Origin of the sequence: Hyphomicrobium sp. (assembly GCF_009026145.1) — a bacterium.
Classification (GTDB): domain Bacteria; phylum Pseudomonadota; class Alphaproteobacteria; order Rhizobiales; family Hyphomicrobiaceae; genus Hyphomicrobium_A.
In genome coordinates, this window is the sequence record NZ_WBUE01000015.1 from 25147 (window position 1) to 45393 (window position 20247).

20 protein-coding genes are annotated in these 20247 nt (G+C 64.1%); 10 read left to right on the top strand and 10 right to left on the bottom strand.

Annotated features, from left to right (window positions below):
• Positions 1 to 68: 68 nt before the first annotated feature.
• A complete protein-coding gene (locus tag F9K20_RS12560; protein ID WP_291002085.1) occupies positions 69 to 710 on the bottom strand; it encodes a Spy/CpxP family protein refolding chaperone in 642 nt (213 codons plus the stop codon).
• A 114-nt stretch (positions 711 to 824) separates the two neighbouring features.
• Positions 825 to 2045 carry a pyridoxal phosphate-dependent aminotransferase gene (locus tag F9K20_RS12565; RefSeq protein WP_367115865.1) on the bottom strand — a complete coding sequence of 407 codons (1221 nt, stop codon included), beginning with the start codon at positions 2043 to 2045 and terminating at the stop codon, positions 825 to 827.
• 253 nt (positions 2046 to 2298) lie between these two features.
• On the opposite strand from F9K20_RS12565, the gene F9K20_RS12570 reads away from it, so the two are divergent.
• The 7 genes from F9K20_RS12570 (at position 2299) to F9K20_RS12600 (ending at position 8629) form a co-directional block, all read left to right on the top strand.
• Complete coding sequence (locus F9K20_RS12570) at positions 2299 to 3672, top strand: M48 family metalloprotease (RefSeq protein WP_291002088.1); 1374 nt, start codon at positions 2299 to 2301, stop codon at positions 3670 to 3672.
• Positions 3673 to 3727: 55 nt separating this feature from the next.
• Positions 3728 to 4723 (top strand): DsbA family protein, encoded by a 996-nt coding sequence (locus F9K20_RS12575; RefSeq protein ID WP_291002091.1) that lies wholly within the window; start codon positions 3728 to 3730, stop codon positions 4721 to 4723.
• Positions 4724 to 4910: 187 nt separating this feature from the next.
• Positions 4911 to 5351, top strand: coding sequence for a type II 3-dehydroquinate dehydratase (gene aroQ, locus F9K20_RS12580; RefSeq protein ID WP_291002093.1), 441 nt, complete (start codon positions 4911 to 4913; stop codon positions 5349 to 5351).
• 221 nt (positions 5352 to 5572) lie between these two features.
• Entirely contained in the window at positions 5573 to 6040 is a 468-nt protein-coding gene (accB, locus tag F9K20_RS12585; protein ID WP_291002096.1) for an acetyl-CoA carboxylase biotin carboxyl carrier protein, read from the top strand.
• A gap of 83 nt (positions 6041 to 6123) precedes the next feature.
• Positions 6124 to 7464 (top strand): acetyl-CoA carboxylase biotin carboxylase subunit, encoded by a 1341-nt coding sequence (gene accC / locus F9K20_RS12590; protein WP_291002099.1) that lies wholly within the window; start codon positions 6124 to 6126, stop codon positions 7462 to 7464.
• Positions 7465 to 7559: 95 nt separating this feature from the next.
• Positions 7560 to 8240 (top strand): leucyl/phenylalanyl-tRNA--protein transferase, encoded by a 681-nt coding sequence (gene aat, locus F9K20_RS12595; protein ID WP_291002102.1) that lies wholly within the window; start codon positions 7560 to 7562, stop codon positions 8238 to 8240.
• A gap of 161 nt (positions 8241 to 8401) precedes the next feature.
• Positions 8402 to 8629, top strand: coding sequence for a hypothetical protein (locus F9K20_RS12600; protein ID WP_291002105.1), 228 nt, complete (start codon positions 8402 to 8404; stop codon positions 8627 to 8629).
• A gap of 452 nt (positions 8630 to 9081) precedes the next feature.
• Here the strand turns inward: F9K20_RS12600 and F9K20_RS12605 are convergent, their stop codons facing one another.
• From F9K20_RS12605 to metB, 3 genes are all read right to left on the bottom strand, one after another.
• Positions 9082 to 9543, bottom strand: coding sequence for a hypothetical protein (locus F9K20_RS12605; RefSeq protein WP_291002108.1), 462 nt, complete (start codon positions 9541 to 9543; stop codon positions 9082 to 9084).
• 430 nt (positions 9544 to 9973) lie between these two features.
• Positions 9974 to 10318, bottom strand: coding sequence for a hypothetical protein (locus F9K20_RS12610; protein WP_291002110.1), 345 nt, complete (start codon positions 10316 to 10318; stop codon positions 9974 to 9976).
• Between the two features lie 210 nt (positions 10319 to 10528).
• Positions 10529 to 11752, bottom strand: coding sequence for a cystathionine gamma-synthase (gene metB / locus F9K20_RS12615; protein WP_291002112.1), 1224 nt, complete (start codon positions 11750 to 11752; stop codon positions 10529 to 10531).
• Between the two features lie 196 nt (positions 11753 to 11948).
• Between metB and F9K20_RS12620 the strand changes: the two genes are divergently transcribed.
• The gene (locus F9K20_RS12620; protein ID WP_291002115.1) at positions 11949 to 12311 is read left to right on the top strand and encodes a DUF488 domain-containing protein; all 363 of its coding nucleotides are present in this window, start codon (positions 11949 to 11951) and stop codon (positions 12309 to 12311) included.
• Positions 12312 to 12508: 197 nt separating this feature from the next.
• Here the strand turns inward: F9K20_RS12620 and F9K20_RS12625 are convergent, their stop codons facing one another.
• Entirely contained in the window at positions 12509 to 13276 is a 768-nt protein-coding gene (locus F9K20_RS12625; RefSeq protein ID WP_291002119.1) for a YggS family pyridoxal phosphate-dependent enzyme, read from the bottom strand.
• Complete coding sequence (locus F9K20_RS12630; RefSeq protein ID WP_291002122.1) at positions 13260 to 13955, bottom strand: glutamine amidotransferase; 696 nt, start codon at positions 13953 to 13955, stop codon at positions 13260 to 13262. The genes F9K20_RS12625 and F9K20_RS12630 overlap by 17 nt, the downstream gene beginning before the upstream one ends.
• Positions 13956 to 14066: 111 nt before the next feature.
• Here F9K20_RS12630 and F9K20_RS12635 point away from each other — a divergent pair, with 111 nt between their 5' ends.
• Positions 14067 to 15497, top strand: a complete 1431-nt coding sequence (locus tag F9K20_RS12635) for a PLP-dependent aminotransferase family protein (protein ID WP_291002125.1) — start codon at positions 14067 to 14069, stop codon at positions 15495 to 15497.
• On the opposite strand, the gene F9K20_RS12640 is transcribed toward F9K20_RS12635, so the two are convergent.
• The gene (locus F9K20_RS12640; protein ID WP_291002128.1) at positions 15494 to 16999 is read right to left on the bottom strand and encodes a PLP-dependent aminotransferase family protein; all 1506 of its coding nucleotides are present in this window, start codon (positions 16997 to 16999) and stop codon (positions 15494 to 15496) included. The genes F9K20_RS12635 and F9K20_RS12640 overlap by 4 nt on opposite strands.
• Before the next feature lie 382 nt (positions 17000 to 17381).
• On the opposite strand from F9K20_RS12640, the gene F9K20_RS12645 reads away from it, so the two are divergent.
• Positions 17382 to 19208 (top strand): methanol/ethanol family PQQ-dependent dehydrogenase, encoded by a 1827-nt coding sequence (locus tag F9K20_RS12645; RefSeq protein ID WP_291002131.1) that lies wholly within the window; start codon positions 17382 to 17384, stop codon positions 19206 to 19208.
• Here F9K20_RS12645 and F9K20_RS12650 read toward each other — a convergent pair.
• Both F9K20_RS12650 and F9K20_RS12655 read right to left on the bottom strand, forming a co-directional pair.
• A complete protein-coding gene (locus F9K20_RS12650; RefSeq protein ID WP_291002134.1) occupies positions 19177 to 19560 on the bottom strand; it encodes a hypothetical protein in 384 nt (127 codons plus the stop codon). The two genes, F9K20_RS12645 and F9K20_RS12650, sit on opposite strands and share 32 nt — an antisense overlap.
• Positions 19557 to 20246 (bottom strand): SDR family oxidoreductase, encoded by a 690-nt coding sequence (locus F9K20_RS12655; RefSeq protein WP_291002137.1) that lies wholly within the window; start codon positions 20244 to 20246, stop codon positions 19557 to 19559. Before F9K20_RS12655 ends, F9K20_RS12650 begins: the two co-directional genes overlap by 4 nt.
• Position 20247: the final 1 nt, after the last annotated feature.

The window sequence follows — 20247 nt, forward strand, 5'->3', positions numbered from 1 at the left end:
GTTGCAGGAACGCACAAGGGCCGGAGCTGTGCTCCGGCCCTTGCTGCATGCGCTAGGCGCTGCAAGCGCTAGTCGTTATCGGGGCCGCCATCCGGACCGTGGTCAGGCCCGGGTCCCGGGCCGCGGTCGTGGTGATGGGGACCATGGCCATGGCCGCCGCGGTGCATTGCCCAGCGCGGGCCGCGCGGGCCGCGGCCATCCTGTCCGAAATGGCTCAACACCCGCCCGGCAACGGCCTTCTGCTCCTCGCTGAAGGTTGCATAGAGGGGCTTCAGGGCCTCGGCGAACTCCTTGGCTTTGGCGGCACGCTCGGTCATCTTCGCGGCCCGCTCGGTGAGGCGCTGGCTGCGCTGCTCGATGCGCTCGGGCAGAGCGAGCTTCTCGCGCTTGGCCTTTTCCGCGCGGCGCTCCTCGCGCTTGGCTTGCCAAGCTTCACGCTGCTTGCGGCGGTCCTCGAAGGAGGCGCGGATCTTCTCCTCGACGGGCACCCACAGCTTCTCCTGGTCAGGCGACAACTTGAGCGCCGCCTTGGCAAAAGCGATGCGGCCATCCTGCAGGCGCGCCATCGTTTCGGGCGAGGGCCCGCGCCGCGCCTCGCTCTTCTCGACCGCCGGCTGGTCGCCAGAGGGCGCCTGCTGCGCCAGCACGATGGTAGCCGGGATCGTGGCAGCCATCAGCGTGGCGGCAAGCGCACGTGACAGATTGTTCATTGGGTTTCTCCTGATCCGTTTCGGCAGCCGCGCCTCGCTTTGCGCCGCTGTTGGGCAAAGAACGGGACGCCCCCGCGCGATCCGTCGCCGCGCTCATAGCCGGTAAGGGAAGGGTTACCGGCGACGCGCTGCCCACTCTTTGAGGTGGCGGGCGGCCTCGGCCATGTCGGCGGTCGTGCCGGCATACGAGAAGCGCAGGAAGCGGTTGCCGCGCTCGGCATCGAAGTCGATCCCCGGTGTGACGGCCACACCGGCCTCGTCGAGCAGTACCCTGGCGAGAGCTGCCGCGTCGTCGGTCATGTGGCCCACGTCGCAATAAAGATAGAAGGCGCCGTCCGGCGGCGCGAAATCGGAAAAGCCGGCCTTCGGCAACTCCTCGAGCAGCAACGCGCGGTTATTGGCGTAGGCCAGCCGATTAGCCTCCAGCTCCTCGGCGCCATCGAAAGCTCCCAGCGCTGCTGCTTGCGCGATTGCCGGCGGCGAGATGTAGAGGTTCTGCGCCAGCCGCTCGACGGCGCGGACGAATTGCGGCGGCACGACCATCCAGCCGATGCGCCAGCCCGTCATCGAGAAATACTTCGAGAAGCTGTTGATGACGACCGCCTCCTCGTCGCACGCCAGCGCCGTCTCGGCGGCGCGCGCGTAGGTGAGGCCGTGGTAGATCTCGTCGGAGATCAGCCGCACGCCATGCTCGCGGCATACGCGTATCAATGCGCTTAGCCGTTCCGACGTGATCATCGTGCCGGTCGGGTTGGCCGGGCTGGCGATCAACAGTCCCTTGATGCCGTCGCGCTGCACGGCCTGCACGACGTCCTCGGGGGTCGGCATCCACTGCGTCGCCGGCCCCGTCTCGATCAGCACGGAGCGCTGGCCAAGCGCACTCAAGATGTGCCGGTAGCAGGGATAGCCGGGCGAGGGCAGCGCCACGGCATCGCCGGCATCGAACATCGCGAGGAATGCAAGGACAAATGCCGCTGACGAGCCGGCCGTGATCGCAATCCGCTCGGGAGGCACGCGCGTGGCGTACCAGTCGGCATAATGCTGCGCGATGCGCTCGCGCAATGCGTCGTTGCCGAGCGCCATGGTATAGCCGAGCGTTTCACCCTGTAGCGCACGCACCGCCGCCTCGCGCGCTGCCCTGGGGGCGGGAGTTCCCGGTTGCCCAACCTCCATGTGCATGATGCTGCGGCCGGCGTTCTCGGCGGCCAGGGCCGCACGCATCACGTCCATCACGATAAAGCTGGGAATGGCGCTGCGCGCCGAGCCCGAATTCGGCGCGTTGTCACCGATTGCTGCAGCGCGCGCCGCCAACCGTTCCGTCTGTCGATCCGCCATTCGGCTTCCATTACACGCGCGTAAGGTTCGCTTGTTGACCTCACCCGCCCAATTCCTGCCCGCCGGCGCGCCTATGGTGCCGCGCGCAAGGTGAAAATAACCCAGTCAGAACTTGGCTTATAAGCCCGGAGCCGCGCGCCATCCAGGCTTGCGTTGACGGCCTTCAGGCCCCTAACTAGGGTCCAGCTCAACGCTGAAGCCCCTTGTCGTGAACAAGGTCCCGTTACCGATGTCGATGCCGTTACTTGCGAGGATGAAGTGGCCGAAAGGGGCCGCTCTGTGCGGGCTCATCGCCACCGCGATGCTCAGCGCGCCGCCTTCGGCATCGGCGCAGAACCTGCCGCTCATCCGCGACACCGAGATAGAGAACATCCTCAGCGATTACGCCAAACCGCTGTTCAGGGCCGCTGGCCTCGGCTCGGGGCGCATCAAGATGCGCATTGTGCAGAATGACGCCTTCAACGCCTTTGTGCTCGATGGCAAGAACGTCTTCGTGCACACCGGCACGCTGATGCAGGCCAATTCCCCCAACGAGGTGATCGGCGTCATCGCGCACGAGACCGGTCACATCACCGGCGGCCACATGGCGGCGCTGCGCTCGCGCATCGCCAAAGATCAGACACGCGCCCTGCTCGCCCAGATCCTCGGCATCGGCCTGATCGTGGCCGGCGGCGTCGCCGGCGGCGACAACGGCAACAGCCTCGGCGGTGCGGGTCAGGGCGTGCTGTTCGGCGGCAACGAGGTGATCATGCGCTCGCTGCTTGCCGAGCGCCGGCAGCAGGAATCGGCGGCCGACCAGGCGGGCCTCGGCTTCCTCAATGCCACCAAGCAGTCGGGGCGGGGCATGCTGGCGACGTTCGAGCGCTTTGCCCAGCAGGAATACATCTCGGATGCGCAGAAGGATGCCTTCGCCCGCAGCCATCCCCTCTCCACCGACCGCCTCGCGCGCCTGCGCAAGCTCGTCGAGACCAGCCCCTACTTTGGCGTCAAGGACAGCCCCGAGCTGCAGCTGCGCCACGATCTGATGCGCGCCAAGCTGTCTGGCTACCTGGAAAAGCCATCGGTCGTGTTCAATCGCTACCCGGCCACCGATCAGACGCTTCCGGCCCGCTACGCGCGTGCCCTGGCGCGCTTCTTCCAAGGTGGACAGGGGGCGCTCGAGGCTGCGCTTGCCGATGTCGACGGCCTCCTCGCCTCGCGCCCCGACTATCCCTATTTCTGGGAGGTGAAGGGTGATCTCTTGATGCGGGCTGGCCGTACGCGCGAGGCCATTCCGTTCCTGCGCCAGGCGCTGAAGCTCGATCCGGGGGCGAGCCTTATTCGCGTGCAGCTTGCCGGCGCGCTGCAGGAGGACCAGAGCGAGGCGGCAGTGAACGAATCCGTGGTGCTTCTGCGCAAATCATTGATCGACGACGAAAATTCTCGCGCCTTTCGCCTCCTGGCTAACAGCTATTATAAGCAGGGCAAGCGACCCGAGGCCGATGCCATGATCGCCCAAGCCTATTTTCTGGAGGGCGATCTGAAGCAAGCGCAGCTGTTCGCCAAGCGAGCACAGACCAAGCTGCGCTCGGGCACCCCCGAATGGCTGAAGAACGACGACATCATCAACTACAAACCGCAAACCTGATCGCCGCCCCGCGCCGACGAAGCCGCGCCGCGACAGCTCCACAAGAGGCCAGTGCATGTCCGTGAATCCCCGCCCTCCGCTCCTGCGCGTTCTCGCCGAGAACCGCGCCGTATGGCTCGCCGTCCCCGCCATAGCCCTGCTCGCAGGCCTGGTGTACGTCGGCGGCTCGGCGGTGAAGGTATCGACCCCCGTCACCGCAAGTGAGACGTCCGCGGTCGCCCCTGCCCCATCCCAGCCCCCTGCCGGCCTCACTGGCAACCAACGGCAAGAGGTCGAGAAGATTGTGAAGCTCGAGACGCCCGATGGCCTTACGACCGATCAGAAAGAGGAGGTGGAGAAGATCGTAAAGGATGGGTCGCCAAGCAGCTTCACCAGCGAGCAGAAGGGTGCGATCGAGACCATCATCAAGAACTACCTCATCTCCAATCCGGAAATCTTCCTCGAGGCGCAGACCGCGCTCGAAGCCAAGATGGAGAAGGAGCAGGCCGAGAAGCTGAAGGTCGCCATCGCCGAAAACGCGCGCGAAATCTATCGCGACCCCGTCGCCGACGTCGCCGGCAACCCTCAGGGCGACATCACGGTCGTCGAGTTCTTCGATTACAACTGCGGCTACTGCAAGCGCGGCCTGCGCGACGTCATCAAGCTCGTCGAGACCGACCCCAAGGTGCGCGTCGTGTTCAAGGAGCTGCCGATTCTGTCGAAGGGCTCGGAAGAGGCCTCGCGCGTCGCCATCGCCGCCGGCAGGCAGGGCAAGTACTGGGAGATGCACCGCGCCATGCTAGAGGCGAAGGGCGTGATGAACGAGGCCAATGCGTTGCAGATCGCCACCAAGCTCGGCCTCGATATAGACAAGCTGAAGAAGGACATGGCTTCGCCCGAGGTCGAGTCGGAGATCAAGAAGTCCGAGGCACTGGCCAAAAAGATGGGGGTCAACGGCACGCCGCACTTCCTGGTCGGCGACCGAGCCATCCCCGGCGCGCCGGAGGACCTCTACGACCAGCTGGAGAAGCACGTCACGGAGCTGCGCAAGGCGGGTTGCTCCTACTGCTGATCAGCACCGAGCAGCCCGGAACTGCGGCGGTGCGACGCGTCGTTGCGCCGCCGCGCGACGCTCTTAAGGCTCTCCCCGACCGACGTGGCGGTCTCCCTTCCGCGGCTGCGGGAAAGCTGATAGATGGGGGCCGTCGCCCGCGGGCCAGCCAGAAGGCGGCTTCGATCCCGGCTGCAGCAAGGACCTCATGGCAAAGCCGATCTACGTCCTCAACGGACCCAATCTCAACATGCTGGGGCTGCGCGAGCCTGCCATTTACGGGTCCGATAGCCTCGATGACGTGCGCAAGAAGGCGGAGGCGCGGGCCACGGCCTTGGCGCTGACCATCGATTTCCGCCAGTCCAACAACGAGGGCGAGCTCGTCTCCTGGATCCAGGAGGCGCGCGACAAGGCGCAGGCGATCATTCTCAACGCCGGTGCCTACTCGCACACCTCGATCGCAGTGCTCGATGCCTTGCAGGCAGCGGAGCTGCCGGTCATCGAGGTGCACCTGTCGAACATCTTTCGCCGCGAGCCGTACCGGCAGCATTCCTACGTATCGCAGGCTGCCAAGGGCGTGATCTGCGGCCTCGGGGCCAAGGGCTACGAGCTGGCTCTCGAAGCCCTGGCCGATCTGCTGGCGTCCTAGTGTGATGATCGAGAAATTCGCCATCATGAGCGGCCCGGTAGCGAGCGAATTTCTCGATCTGAATCACACTAGCAAGTCTATGTTTCTAGTGTCCCTAATCATTCCGAAGTTCGCTCCCCGCCCCAGCAGCGAACTCTGGCGAACTTCGGAATGGGGACACTAGCGTCGTGGCTAAGGGTAGCGAGCGGAAAGCAAAGCCGCACAAGAAGGAAAAGCGAAGCATGACGGCCAAGGATCAGGGCGAGACCTCGGGGGACGAGCAGCGATTGATCCGGCAGCTCGCCGAACTCCTCAACGAGACCGGGTTGAGCGAGATCGAGATCGAGAAGAGCGGGCTCAAAGTGCGCGTGGCACGCACGCTCAACGTCCAGTCGACCGTCGCGGCGGCACCCGTTGCCGCGAGCGCGCCCGCAGCTACCGCCGCCGCCAAGGCCCCTTCCGATCCGGCCAAGCACCCCGGCGTCGTCAAGTCGCCGATGGTGGGCACCGCCTACCGCTCGCCCGAGCCGGGCGCCCCTACCTTCATCGAGGTTGGCTCGCAGGTAGCGCAGGGCGATACGCTGTTTATCATCGAAGCCATGAAGACCATGAACCAGATCCCCGCCCCGCACGCCGGCAAGGTGACGGCGATCCTGATCGAGAACGGTCAGCCGGTCGAGTTCGGCGAGCCGCTCGTCATCATCGAATAGGAGCGAATGGCGAATAGGCAATAGCGAGTAGCCGACACTGCCCAACTACTCGCTATTCGCTATTCCCTACTCGCCTGGAAAAGATGTTCGACAAAGTTCTGATCGCCAACCGGGGAGAGATTGCACTGCGCATCCAGCGCGCGTGCAAAGAGCTCGGCATCGCCACCGTCGCCGTGCATTCCACCGCCGACGCCGATGCCATGCACGTCCGCCTCGCCGATGAAAGCGTGTGCATCGGCCCGCCGCCCGCCGCGGAAAGTTACCTCAACATTCCCCGCCTGCTCGCCGCCTGCGAGATCACCGGCGCCGACGCCGTGCACCCGGGCTACGGGTTCCTGTCCGAGAACGCCCGCTTCGCCGAGATTCTCGAGGAGCACCAGATCACCTTCATCGGCCCAACGTCGGAGCACATCCGCATCATGGGCGACAAGATCGAGGCGAAGGAGACGGCCAAGCGCCTCGGCATTCCCGTCGTTCCCGGCTCGGACGGCGCCGTGACCAGCGAGACGGAGGCGATGCGCATCGCCAAGGCGATGGGCTTTCCGGTGCTGATCAAGGCCACCGCCGGCGGCGGTGGACGCGGCATGAAGGTGGCGCACACGCCGGTCGACCTCGGCCTTGCCCTGTCGACGGCGCGCGCCGAGGCCAAGGCCGCCTTCGGCAACGACGCCGTTTACATCGAGAAGTATCTGACAAAGCCGCGCCACATCGAGGTGCAGGTATTCGGCGACGGGCAGGGCAACGCCATCCACTTGGGCGAGCGCGACTGCTCGCTGCAGCGGCGCCATCAGAAGGTTCTCGAAGAGGCGCCCTCGCCCGCCCTCAACGCGGCGGCGCGCGCCAAGATCGGCGAGACCGTCGCCGAGGCCATGCGCAAACTGAAGTACCGCGGCGCCGGCACGGTGGAGTTCCTCTACGAGGCCGGCGAGTTCTACTTCATCGAGATGAACACGCGCCTGCAGGTCGAGCACCCGGTGACCGAGGCGATCACCGGCATCGACCTCGTGCTCGAGCAGATCCGTGTCGCCTCCGGCGCGCAGCTCTCGCACAAGCAGAAGGACATCACCTTCGCCGGGCACGCCATCGAGTGCCGCATCAATGCCGAGAACCCGCGCACCTTCCGCCCCTCGCCGGGGCAGATCAGCTACTGGCATCCGCCGGGCGGGCTAGGCGTACGCGTCGATAGTGGCGTCTACCAGGGCTACCGCATCCCGCCCTACTACGACAGCCTCATCGGCAAACTGATCGTGCACGGCAAGACGCGCAACGAATGCCTGATGCGGCTGAAGCGGGCGCTGTCGGAATTCGTCATCGACGGCATCGAGACGACCATCCCCTTGTTCAACGAGCTCATCGCTCAACCGGACATCGCCAACGGCCTTTACGACATCCATTGGCTCGAAAAGTATCTGGCCAAGTCATAGTTTGGTCGCCGACGCAGGCGATTGACGACAGCCGGAAAAGTTTTCACGCTAGGCTCCGCCGCACGAAAAAGGGCGGACCTTAGCCGACGGACCATATGGCTTCGCGCGACGACATCGTCATCGAGATCACGCCGCAGGTGCTGCTAAAGGCCTACACCTGCGGCATCTTTCCCATGGCGGAAAGCGCCGACGACCCGGCGCTGTATTGGATCGAGCCGCAGCATCGCGGCATCCTCCCCCTGGACGAGGTGCATGTACCGCGGCGGCTGGCGCGTACGCTGCGCGCCACCTCGTTGGCGGTTAAGATCGACACCGACATCGAGGGCGTGATCGAGGGGTGCGCCGCTTCACGGCCCGGGCGGCGCTCCACGTGGATCAACGAGCGCATCCGCGGCCTCTACCGCGATCTGTTCAGCCTCGGCCATTGCCACACCGTCGAGGTGTGGAACGGCCGCCGCCTGGTCGGCGGCCTCTACGGCGTGGCGCTCAACGGCGCCTTCTTCGGCGAGAGCATGTTCTCTTACGAGCGCGATGCGTCCAAGATCGCGCTCGTCTATCTCGCCGCGCGCCTCTCCTACGGCGGCTTTCGGTTGCTCGACACGCAATTTGTGACCGACCACCTGCGTCAGTTCGGAACCGTCGAGCTCAATCGCGAGGAGTTTCACCGGCTGCTGGAGAAGGCGCTCGATGTCGAGGCCGATTTCCACGCGCTGCCCACCGATACCGACGCCGAGCAGATTCTCTCCATCCTCGAGAACAGCCGCGATCGGCGCTGAAGCCTCGCAACGTCCTGTAACGCAGGGAACAGCGGCGGGCGCCGCCTTCCCCTACACATCGCAGTCGAGCCGGCGACCTGCAATTGGGGCCGCGCTCACCCGAGGCGCGCCGCGGTCCTTTTGTGCGCGGCGCGCCTCTCAACGGGACAGGAGAATTAACGATGACCTCTTCCCTGCAAGCCGTGCTTCTCGCCGGCACCGCCGCGCTCGCCGTTGCCCTTGGCGCCGCCGCGGCCCACGCCGGCTCCTATGAAGAGTCGACCACCGCGCAGCAAGCCCAGGCGCTGCTGTCCACGGACGCCCAGGAAGCGATCGAGGAAGCCTTCGATGCGGTCGTCACCGAGGGCGTGGTCGACACCTTGCTCGATGCTGCCAGCGAAGCGGAGTAACGAACGAGCGCCGCAACCGAAAGGAAGATAAAGGCGCGCCACGCACACCACCCATTTGCCGGCCGGATTTGCCTCCCCCGTCCACTCTGGCCGGCCCCGCCCTCCAGCCTTTCCCCGGCTGGAGGGCACCCCTTTTTTCGGCTTGGCTTACAAGGACACTAGGAAACACGCTGAGTTCGCCCGACCGGCCCCCTAGTGACCGTCACTAGAGCCGTCACTGGAGGAAGCGTCCGAATTGCCCAAGCGTGCCCTCGCCAAAGCGGCACCCCAAAAGCCCTCCGTGGTCGGGCTCACCTGGATCGAGAAACGCCGCGCGTGGCGGTGTCAGCGTGCCGTCTTGAGGCGCGGCTGCGTGGTGACAAGTCACACACCCTCGAGAACCGTGGGCTGCCTCTCGGAGCGCGCGCCAGCCCGTAAGGCAACTCGTCTCGTGCCGCGATGTCTTCTGGGGGTTAGAGAAGTCCGTGACTGCCGCCAATGGCACCGACCAGCGCGATAAGGCTCAACAAAAGCAGCAGCCTGTGCACCCACTCCATCCGCCTGAAATCGGCCGGGCGGGAGGAGCTGGCCATTCGGCGATGGAGGAATAGCGGTTCGATCACGAAGAGCATCATCGCGAACAATAGCCAAACGAGCAGCATCGCGTGCATCCACCAGAAACGGGGATCGGCGTAGCGGCTCCACAGATCGGCTCGGTAAACCATCCAGAAGCCGCTGACGCCCGCGAGGGCAACCCAGATCCGGGCTTGCCAGGCGAACCGTCCTTCGATCCGGTGAAAGGCAGCGAGCCTCTCCTCCGACGGAGATCCCTCGCGGATCGACGGCATCACCACCGATGTGACAAAGGCGACGCCGCCGATCCAGAAGAGGATAGCGACAACGTGGATGACCCGGGCGATGGTGAAATCATCCATTGCCATTGGTCCGCTGCCGCACCACAAAACTGGATCTGCATCCACGTCGGTGGGTGCGTGATGAGCCGCCTCCGGCGGGTCGCCGCCGGCCTGCTGCACTCACGACGTCACTACGATCAGCGGGGGATGCGCACCTTATCGTTTGGCCAGCCACTTGGGGAGTCGCGCGCTGGCTATTAGGATCAGCGTAAGAAAAACGCCGCCGAGAATGGCAGCGCCAATCTTGTCTCTGCTCGGCAATGCGGCGCTCGAGACCGGTGATGCGCATCTCCCAGCGAGCGCGCACTGGAAGCGCGCCTGCCCCATGACCTAGGTTGCTTGACCTCCGCGACATTCTGTTCGTTTCCGGTAAGAAGTTCATTGAAGCTGCCTATCGGGCGATACCCGCGGCCTTGCCTAACAGCGGTGCTGGCGCAAGAACGCAATGTCACTACCAGTTGGCCACGCTCATCTGAATCAGGAGAATTGAAAGGGCAACCTCGTTGATCGCCCAAGCGACGGTAGCCGTGCGTGCTAGCGCGGTCCACAATTCGGGATCGTAACCGAATGGACGCCCCTCAACGTTCTCAGCGCAGCGCCAGACGCTGACCAGAATCCAGACCGTATAAATCGCCAGGCCAACGAGCATTGCGATTAAACCGGGCAGAGGGACCCAATGTCCTAATCCAGCCGCTGCAATGACAACTGCGAGCCCCATGCTGAGGAGTACGCCGTACAGCCAGTAGATCTTCCAAAGCGGTCCTTCGCCTCGCCAATAGTACTCGACAAACGTCATGGCCGTGCCGCGTCCTCGGTTTCGTGAACATTCTCGCATAGTTCAAACGCCGACGATTTGACGTTCGTCAACCATGGCAAGCTCCAACTAGCTAACGCCCGATTGGATGCGACTGCTCGGAAAAGGTTCCGACCGTTCGTCCGCGACGAGACGATAAATCGATTCCCCTTCCCCGGTGCGTCAGGACCAGGCAACTCACCACGGCATCGGTTAGCTTTGAGACGCCAACGGTTCGAGCGGGTCCATTAGAGAATTTTCATGCACGTCGTGAGCGCGGGCGTGCGCTGCATCCAATGCGCACTTGAGGTCGTCGATCAAGTCGCTCTCAGCCTCGAGCCCGATGGAGAGCCTCAAGAGGCCGTCGGTGATACCCGCCACGCGACGTGCCTCAGGGCCCATTCCGAGATGCGTCATCGTCGCGGGGTGCGCAACGAGGCTCTCGATGCCACCCAACGATTCGGCCAGCGTGAACACCGACAGGCTCTCGACGAAACGTCGTGCGGCGCTGACGCCGCCGGCAAGCTCAAAGCTCAGCATGGCGCCAAACCCCGACTGCTGCGATCTGGCCACCGCATGGCCAGGATGTGAGGCAAGGCCGGGGTAATGCACGGCGGCGACGGCGCAATGACCTTGCAGGTATTCAGCGATCTTCATCGCTGTGATCTGTTGGCGCTCGATGCGAGCGAACAAAGTGCGCAATCCGCGCAGGGTCAAGTAGCAGTCGAAGGCCGGAGCCGTGACCCCGCAGGTGTTGGCCCAAGCAGCTAGGATCTCGGCATCGGTCTTGTCCGCCGCTATAACGGCGCCACCCACGACATCCGAATGGCCATTGAGGTACTTCGTTGTTGAGTGAATAACGAAGTCGGCACCCAGGTGGATCGGACGCTGCAGTGCCGGCGATAAAAATGTGTTGTCCACCGCGACCTTCGCCCCTGCAGCTTTGGCGCGCTCTGTCACGGCCCTGATGTTCACGACCCGCATGAGCGGATTGCTTGGCGTCTCAATCAGGACGAGGGCAGGAAACTGCTCCAATGCCGCCGTCAACGCTTCCTCATTGTTCTGGTCTACGAAGATCACATCAAAGTGCTTCCGATCGCGGCGCAGCGAGAGCAAGCGATGCGTACCCCCGTAGCAGTCATGCGGCGCGACGACGAGATCATCCGGACCAAGGAGGCTGAGCACCAGGTCGACCGCGGCCATTCCAGACGAGACGACCACCGCGCCCGCGCCGCACTCGAGTTCGGTCAGGGTGTTGGCGAGGATGTCGCGGCTTGGGTTTGCGGTGCGCGAATAATCGTGGGCACGCGGGCGCTCGAATCCGCTGAACGAGAAGGTACTCGAAAGATAGATCGGCGGAGTAACAGCGCCAAACGCGCTGTCCGTCGCTATGCCCGTATTGACCGCGATTGTTCGTGGGTCTCGTCTCTTGCTCATGTTCCCGATCCTGGACGTGTTTGCCTCATCACCATCATATGGTGGAATGCCATAACATGAGCATCGGAATGCCCTATCGGCCTATCGTCCCGGTCGATCTCATTGCGCACATAGGTGGCATTTGGATATAGCTCACCCGCTTAGTCAGCGAGACTTCCGGGGTGCCTTGAAAATCCGCGAGCTGACCGGAGCGGGCATGGGTCGCGTGCAGATAAAAAGGATCTACGAACCGCCGACCCCGTCTGACGGTTTCCGTGTGCTCGTGGACCGGCTATGGCCCCGCGGCATCAGTAAGGAACGCGCTGGCCTCCATCTATGGATGAAAACGATCGGGCCTTCGAACGAGCTTCGCCGCTGGTTTGGTCATGACCCCAAGCGATGGATGGAGTTTCAAAGGCGATACCGGGTGGAGTTGCATGAGCACGCAACGGAACTCCATGATCTGCGGTCGCGCGCGCGCAAAGGCACCGTGACACTCCTCTTCGGGGCGCGGGACGTCGAACATAACGAAGCGGTCGTGCTCAGGGATATTCTCATCAAGAAGGACGCGGACGGTTGATGAGCGGCGAGCTATCGCTTGCAAGGCATTGGCCCCGGGAGGCCCTGCAGACTTCTGGCGATGCACGCGGTGTCGAGATATTTACACCCGCAACATTTCGCTTGAAGCCTACATGGCGGGCCAGCCGCTGCACACGGGCCGGTCTGCCCGGTCGTGCGCTTGGCGGAAGGACGATCCGGGGCGCTCCATGACGCGCATCACCTGTGCGGGGTGCCGGTCGTTGGCCAAAAGTACGAATCCGGCAGCGGGCGTCGACCAAACACCGCCTGCCCTACGCGCACGATCGTAGCGCCTTCGGCGATTGCTGCCTCGAAGTCGCCCGACATGCCCATCGACAGCTCCTGCAACGCCTCGCCGCACGGCATAGCCTCGCGCGCGGCATCGCGCACCGTGCGCAAGAGGCGAAAACAGCGACGCACCTCATCGACGTCCGGCGTGAAGCGCCCTAGGGTCATGAACCCGCGGATGCGCAGGGACGCAAAGGCGCGCAACTCGCGCAGGAACGGCAGCACATCATGGGGCGGCAGTCCGTACTTGGTCGCCTCGCCAGAAGTGTTCACCTGCACCAGCACGTCGAGCGGGCGCCCGAGCCGCTGCAGGTAGCCGTCCAGCGTCTTGGCAAGGGTCAGCCTGTCCAGTGACTGAACCTCATCGACGAAGCGCAGCGCGTCCTTGACCTTGTTCGTCTGCAGATGACCGATCATGCTCCAGCGGATAGGCCGATCGGCAAGGGCGACCGCTTTCGCGCGCCCCTCCTGCACGCGGTTCTCCGCCAGGTGCACCTGTCCTGCCTCGACGGCCTCAAGAATTCTCTCCGGAGGAACGGTCTTCGTCGCCAGGACAAGCCTCACCGCATCAGGGCTGCGCCCACTCTGCTCCGCGGCGCGGGTGATGCGCGCCCGGACGGCCGCGAGACTGGCCGCGACGGAGCCGATTGCCCCCTGCAAGTCAGGATGGGAGGGCACCGAGCCAAGCCTTCAGCATCCTGCCGCCGGCCTCGCGCAGCCTCGGCACCGCCGTGGTCGCAGTCTTGCGCAACTGACGAATATCGACCTTGGCACCTGCAAGCTCCAAGGTATGGCCGACGAACCAGTCCTCCAGCGCCGGATAGTCGGCTTCGGGGTGAAACTGCAGCGCGAGCGCGTGCGTGCCGACGGCAAACGCCTGGTTGCGGCAGACGGCGGTCGAGGCAAGCAGCTCGCCTCCCGCGGGGATATCGAAGGTGTCCCCGTGCCAGTGCAGCACTGGCACGCCCGCGAGATGTCCCAGTGGGCGGCGCGCGCAGGCGTTGGTCAGCGCCAACGGCGAAAATCCAATCTCTTTTATGCCTGAGGGGTAGACCTTTGCGCCGAGCGCCGCTGCCATCAGTTGCGCGCCAAGGCAGATGCCGAGCGTTGGAAGCCCTGCGTCGAGGCGCTCGGCGATGAACTGGCGTTCCTCATCGAGAAAGGGATAGACGTCGGTCTCGTAGACACCAATCGGCCCCCCGAGGACAACGAGCAGATCGGGTCCTTTAGCGTCAAGCCCGGCAAGCCCGTGCACCGCATTGCGATAGCTGATCGCGTATCCCTCATCGCTCAGCACGGATTCGAAGGAGCCGAGATTTTCGAACGCCACGTGGTAAAGCGCCAGCGCCTGCTTCATCGCCATCTCCGTGCGTAAATGGCGCAATTTGCGCCCTGTCCTGCCTTATGCGATAAACCTTGGCCGGCCCACCAAATAGGGCCGGTTTGATCATTATAACTAGGCCGGTCGATGACACGACAAGTCGTGCTGCAGCTGGAGCCCGACTCCGCCAAGCCGATCTTCCTCAACCTAGCTGCGGTAATCATCCGCGAGATTGAGCGTGGCCGATTGAAGCCTGGTGCCGCGCTCCCCGGCACGCGCTCACTGTCGAAGGCGCTCGGCATTCACCGCAACACTGTCGACGCGGCCTACCAGGAGTTGATCCAACAGGGGTGGGCCGTCACGCTCCCCTCGCAAGGGACCTTCGTTGCGGAGGATCTTCCCGATACACCGCCGCCAAGAAGCAGGGAGAGACCAGCGCCAACGGTTGCCGCTCCGCCGCGCAAGAGCATCGACATCGCCTTCTCCGATGGCGCACCGGATGCGCGCATTGCCCCGCGCGCCGAGCTGGCGCGCGCATTTCGACGCGCCGTCTCCGCGCCGTCGTTCCTGCGCCGCTCGCCCTATGGAGAACCGCGCGGCAGCGCGCGATTGCGCGAGGCATTGTGCGAATATCTCGGCAGCGAGCGCGGCCTCGTCGCCGATCCCGGCGACGTGATCATCACGCGCGGCAGCCAGATGGCGCTGTTCCTCGTCGCCCGCGCGCTGCTGCGCCCCGGCGACGCCATCGCCGTCGAGGACCCTGGCTATCAGCTCGCCTGGTCGGCGTTCCGCGCGGCTGGAGCGAACGTCGTCGGTATTCCTGTCGACCAGCATGGCGCCTCGATCGAGCAGCTCGCCAAGCTCGCCGAGCGCGAACCGAGCCTGCGTGCGGTCTATCTGACGCCGCACCACCAGTACCCCACCACCGTCACCCTCAATGCGGCGCGACGGCTGGCGCTCCTCGAGCTGATGCACCGGCGCAATCTGATCCTCATCGAGGACGACTACGACCACGAGTTCCGCTTCGATGGACGACCGGTGCTGCCGCTGGCCGCGAGCACGCAGTCGGCGCACATCGTCTATGTTGGCTCGCTTTCGAAGTTGCTCGCACCCGAGCTTCGCATTGGCTACGCCATTGCTTCGCCGAAGCTCATCGAGCGCATGGCGACGGTGCGCCAGGCCATTGACCGCCAGGGGGATTTGCCGCTGGAACATGCCGTTGCCGCCCTAATCGCGGACGGCGAGATAAGGCGCCACGCGCGCAAATCGCGCCAGGTCTACCAAGCCCGCCGCGACAAGCTCGCCGAGCTTCTGCAGCGGCATCTCGCTAGCTTCTGCACGTTCGACGTTCCAACGGGTGGGCTCGCGATCTGGCTCCGCCTGTCACAGCGCCTGGATGCCGAGCAGTGGGCTGCAGCGGCGGAAAGTATGGGGCTAGGTGTGCTTGCGGGGACGACCTTCGCCCTCAGGCCACGCCATGCTCCAAATGCGTTTCGCCTCGGCTTCGGCGCTCTATCAGAGAGCGAGCTGTCGCGCGCCGTGGCCATCCTGGCCCGCAGCCGCCCACGCAGCGGCTAACCGACCGCCTCTGCGGCTACGGCGAGTGACCGAGCTTCGCCCCTAAGTGCCGCGGCGAGCCTTGTGATACCGGCTTCGATCTCGCGCTCGGTGAGCGAGGAAAAGCCGAGGACCAAGTGACGATCATTGTTGGAGCCGGTACCGAGAACAACCGCCCCACCGGAGCCCACGGCATAGACGCCGACGCCAGCCGCAAGAGCGATCGCTTCAAGTTCAGTCGCACAGGGGAGATGATCGGGCAAGCGCCACACGACGTGCATGCCCGCTTCGCCGCCGAGAATTTCCACGGCGCCGAAATGCCGCTCGAGCGCCTTGATGAGCGCGTTGCGTCGCGACAGATAGAGCTGCCGGATCTTGCGCAAATGGCGTTGGTATGCGCCGCTGCGCATGAAGTCGGCCAGCACCGCCTGCTCGAGCCACGGCTGCCCATTGTTCATCAGTGTCTTCGTCGCCCGCGCCAGCTCCACGAGGCCACGCGGTAGAAGCGCGTGGCCGAGGCGAAGCCCGGCGCCGAGGCACTTCGAAAACGTTCCGAGATAGATGACGCGATCAAGCCCATCCAGCCCCTTCAGCGCTGCGATCGGCGGTCCGTTGAAGCGGAAGTCGCTGTCGTAGTCGTCCTCCAGAATGTAGGAATCTGTTGCTGCAGCCCAACGGATCAGCTCAAGCCGTCGGTCGAGCGAGAGCGTGACACCGAGCGGGTACTGGTGCGAGGGCGTGACGTAAGCGATGCAGCGGCGCTGATCCGGAAGCCGCGCGGTGATCATTCCCTTGGCGTCGACAGCGATTGGGTGAATGCGCGCGCCGAGGCTCTCGAACAGAAATGCCGCCCCCTGATAGCACGGGTCCTCCAGCACCGCGGTCGTCGTCGGCGGCATGAGCATGCGGCCAACGAGGTTGAGGCCGTCCTGGCACCCGCCCACTATGATGACCTGCTCGGCAGTCGCCTTGATACCGCGCGCCGGCCGCAGGTGATCGACGATTGCCTGTCGCAGCTCGCCGAACCCGGCCGGGTCCTTGTATTCGGTGAGTGCGGCACCGGCCGACAGCAAGCGGTTATGGATCAGCTTGATCCACATCTTGGTCGGGAAGCTGCGCGCATCCGGCCGCCCCACCCAGAAGTCGGCGATCAACCGGCGCCGATGCGGATTGAGCAGCGTCTGCGCCCGCACCGTGTGCGGTGCAAGCTGTGGCCGTTCCTCGCCGCCGGCGGTGCGTGCAGACGTGCGGGAATTCACTTTGGTGAGCAGCGAAGCATCGGGAATCTGCGCGGAGACGAAAGTCCCCACCGATTCACGCATCTCGACATAACCCTCATCGACAAGGCGTGCATAGGCGAGGGTGACCGTGTTGCGGGAGATGTGCAGCATCTCGCTCAGCACCCGCGAAGCCGGCAGTCTTTCGCCGCACTTCAGGGTGCCGTCGAGAATCAAGCCGCGAAGCTGCTCGAACAGCTGGCACTGCAGGCTGAGCCCCTCGCCGGCGGACAGACGGATCAGCATCGACAAGCGCTCCGCAGACACAGCTCCTCCGGGAGAACTCAATCGTGACGGCGGCCTAGTCGGGAGAGCCGGATTCTGGAAATCGGTAGTGCCACCCCCCTCGGCAAATGGTTGGCACGCGGCATTCGCCTAGTTGCATGGAGTGGGTCCAATCAGCACATCGCCGCGGCAGTGACTGGCACCATCAGAATCGAGATCGGTGGATCTATGAGGTCGCGAAAATCTGCGACTAGTTTCACGACGCCGTGAAGCGGCGTGAGTCAATGGGAAGATCTTCCAAAAAACACACGTCGCTCGTTTCCACCGCACGGGCAATCCGTCGGTTCGGGGATGCCACGGCAGACAAGTGCGTGGCTAAAGAATAATACAAGGAGGAGACTAGATGGGTAGGTTTGCATTGGGGGCGGTGCTCTTGTCGACTGCCGTACTGGCGTCGCCGGCACTGGCCAACTCGGACCTGATCAAGCTGCACGACGACCCGAACAATTGGGCGTCGCAGTCGGGTAGTTACAACGCCCACCGCTATTCGAAGCTCGATCAGATCAACACCAAGAACGTCGGTGACCTCAAGGTCGCGTGGACGTTCTCGACAGGTGTGCTGCGCGGCCATGAGGGCTCGCCGCTGGTCATCGGCGACGTGATGTACCTTCACACGCCGTTTCCCAACATCGTGTTCGCGCTGGATCTTAACGACGAGAACAAGATCATCTGGCGTTACGAGCCCAAGCAGGACCCGTCCGTGATCGGCGTCATGTGTTGTGATACCGTCAATCGCGGCCTCTCCTATGCCGATGGCAAGATCATCCTGCAGCAGGCCGACACGACCATTGTCGCACTCGACGCCAAGACCGGAAAAGAGATCTGGAAGGCGACGAACGGCGATCCCAAGATCGGCGAGACGAGCACCAACACCTTCCTGATTGCGAAGGACAAGGTCATCGCCGCCATCTCCGGCGCCGAGTTCGGCGTGCGCGGGCGTGCAACCGCCTATGATCTCAACACGGGCAAGCTTGTGTGGCGTGCCTACTCGGTCGGCCCGGACGAGGAGATCATGTTCGATCCCGAGAAGACCATGTCGCTCGGCAAGCCGGTCGGCAAGAACTCGTCGCTCAACACCTGGACGGGCGATCAGTGGAAGATCGGTGGAGGCACTATGTGGGGCGGCTGGTCCTATGACCCCGACGCCGACCTCGCCTACTACGGCACCGCCAATCCTTCGACCTGGAATCCGGCTCAACGTGCGAGCCCAGAGGGCAAGCCTATCGACCAGAAGTGGACGATGTCGATCATCGCCCGCAATCCAGACACCGGCATGGCGGCGTGGGCGTATCAGATGACGCCGTTCGACGAGTGGGACTATGACGGCGTCAACGAGAACATCCTCGCCGACCTCGACATCGGCGGCAAGAAGACGCCGGCTCTCGTGCACTTCGATCGCAACGGCTTCGCCTACACGCTCAATCGGCACACCGGCGAGTTGCTTGTCGCCGAGAAGTACGACCCGGCGGTGAACTGGGCCACGAAAGTCGAGATGGACAAGTCGAGCCCGCGCTACGGCCGTCCCGAGGTGGTGTCGAAGTACTCGACCTTCGCCAACGGTCCAGACGTAAACACCAAGGGCATCTGCCCGGCGGCGCTCGGCAGCAAGGATATGCAGCCCGCGTCCTACTCGCAGCTCACGGGCCTTTTCTACGTCCCGACCAACCACGTTTGCATGGACTACGAGCCGTTCCAGGTTCAATACACGGCTGGCCAGCCCTACGTCGGCGCGACCCTGTCTATGTACCCCGCACCGGGCAAGGGCAACATGGGCAACTTCATTGCCTGGGATGCAAGCAAGGGCAAGATCGTGTGGTCGATGCCCGAGCAGTTCTCGGTGTGGTCCGGTGCTCTGACGACTGCCGGCGGCGTTGTTTTCTACGGGACGCTGGAAGGCTACTTCAAGGCGCTCGACCAGAAGACGGGCAAGGAGCTGTTCAGATCGAAGACCCCGTCCGGAATTATCGGCAACGCCTTCACCTACAGCCACAAGGGCACGCAGTACGTGGGCGTCTTCTCGGGCGTCGGCGGATGGGCAGGCATCGGTCTTGCCGCGGGCCTCACGAATCCGACGGATGGCTTGGGTGCGGTGGGCGGCTATGCCGGGCTGAAGTCCTACACCAACCTCGGTGGAACACTCACCGTGTTCGCTCTGCCCAACAAGCAGTAGTGCCTTCGACCGCTGCGCAAAGCGCTTCCTCCAAACGGCGTGACAGCGGATGACTGGGCCGGCGCGGGCAACCGCGCCGGCCATTTTGCTCTATGGCGTGGGTGCTCTCTGCGCCGTGTGAGAACGGCTCGGAGCTGCGGCAGACGAAATCTTTGATCGGGATCTCCTGATCGGTCAGAACTGTGCGGATAGCTTTGGCGCGGCGCTCGCAGTCCTCCAGAGACTCCGTGTTCACGAGCGCCGCCGACATCTGACCGTTCTCGAGCGGCATCATAACGATCATCAGAAAACCGGGTTTCATGCCGGCCCCGTCCGGGTCGGGCGCGGTGAAATGTCCACGTCCGGTCGTCAAACATGCCCATTGCCTCGTGCCACGAGTGGAAACGGAGTTACGAGATTGATGCTTCTCGCCTGATCGGCATCGACGGCGGCGAAGGCGCGGCCGGCCGTTCTATCGTCGCGGAGTGCGCGGGCGATCAGGTCGGCAACGTCCGCGCGATGGATGAAGCCGTGCATCTCGGGATCCGTTGTCAGTATCCCGCGCCCGGTTGCTGGCTCCGAGCGCAGACCCCCCGGCCGGATCGCTGTTCCCGATGGAATTGTCCGCTTCAGATGCTGCTCGGCGCGGGTCTTCGCGTCCACCGCGGCGCCGAAGGCGGCAATGGCGCGCTCGGAGCGGTAGGGCGCCATGTCCCCGCACCCGATCGATGTCACCAGGATGAAGCGCCTGACGTCGCGCGCTGCGGCGCGGTCGATGACGTTGATATTTCCCTCGTCGTCGACGAAGCGGCCATCGTCACCACGCCCTCCCAGCGTGGAGACAACGTCGAACGCTGCTTGAGGCAGGGCGCACGCCCGATCCAGCTCAGATACAGAGAATGCATCTCCAAATAGAACGTGCACGCCCGCAGCCTCGAGATCCGCGCGCGCGGCCTCGGATCGAAGCATCGCGAAAACGGGAATGCCACTCTGGCGCAGCAGGCGCGCCAGAAGAAAGCCGACGCCCCGGCTTGCTCCGAAGATCAGCACGGGCCTCATG

Coding starts and splice junctions, on each gene's coding strand:
- F9K20_RS12560 (WP_291002085.1), bottom strand. CDS start 710: ATGAACAATCTGTCACGTGCGCTTGCCGCCACGCTGATGGCTGCCACG.
- F9K20_RS12565 (WP_367115865.1), bottom strand. CDS start 2,045: ATGGCGGATCGACAGACGGAACGGTTGGCGGCGCGCGCTGCAGCAATC.
- F9K20_RS12570 (WP_291002088.1), top strand. CDS start 2,299: ATGAAGTGGCCGAAAGGGGCCGCTCTGTGCGGGCTCATCGCCACCGCG.
- F9K20_RS12575 (WP_291002091.1), top strand. CDS start 3,728: ATGTCCGTGAATCCCCGCCCTCCGCTCCTGCGCGTTCTCGCCGAGAAC.
- aroQ (WP_291002093.1), top strand. CDS start 4,911: ATGGCAAAGCCGATCTACGTCCTCAACGGACCCAATCTCAACATGCTG.
- accB (WP_291002096.1), top strand. CDS start 5,573: ATGACGGCCAAGGATCAGGGCGAGACCTCGGGGGACGAGCAGCGATTG.
- accC (WP_291002099.1), top strand. CDS start 6,124: ATGTTCGACAAAGTTCTGATCGCCAACCGGGGAGAGATTGCACTGCGC.
- aat (WP_291002102.1), top strand. CDS start 7,560: ATGGCTTCGCGCGACGACATCGTCATCGAGATCACGCCGCAGGTGCTG.
- F9K20_RS12600 (WP_291002105.1), top strand. CDS start 8,402: ATGACCTCTTCCCTGCAAGCCGTGCTTCTCGCCGGCACCGCCGCGCTC.
- F9K20_RS12605 (WP_291002108.1), bottom strand. CDS start 9,543: ATGGATGATTTCACCATCGCCCGGGTCATCCACGTTGTCGCTATCCTC.
- F9K20_RS12610 (WP_291002110.1), bottom strand. CDS start 10,318: ATGACGTTTGTCGAGTACTATTGGCGAGGCGAAGGACCGCTTTGGAAG.
- metB (WP_291002112.1), bottom strand. CDS start 11,752: ATGAGCAAGAGACGAGACCCACGAACAATCGCGGTCAATACGGGCATA.
- F9K20_RS12620 (WP_291002115.1), top strand. CDS start 11,949: ATGGGTCGCGTGCAGATAAAAAGGATCTACGAACCGCCGACCCCGTCT.
- F9K20_RS12630 (WP_291002122.1), bottom strand. CDS start 13,955: ATGAAGCAGGCGCTGGCGCTTTACCACGTGGCGTTCGAAAATCTCGGC.
- F9K20_RS12635 (WP_291002125.1), top strand. CDS start 14,067: ATGACACGACAAGTCGTGCTGCAGCTGGAGCCCGACTCCGCCAAGCCG.
- F9K20_RS12640 (WP_291002128.1), bottom strand. CDS start 16,999: ATGCTGATCCGTCTGTCCGCCGGCGAGGGGCTCAGCCTGCAGTGCCAG.
- F9K20_RS12645 (WP_291002131.1), top strand. CDS start 17,382: ATGGGTAGGTTTGCATTGGGGGCGGTGCTCTTGTCGACTGCCGTACTG.
- F9K20_RS12655 (WP_291002137.1), bottom strand. CDS start 20,246: ATGAGGCCCGTGCTGATCTTCGGAGCAAGCCGGGGCGTCGGCTTTCTT.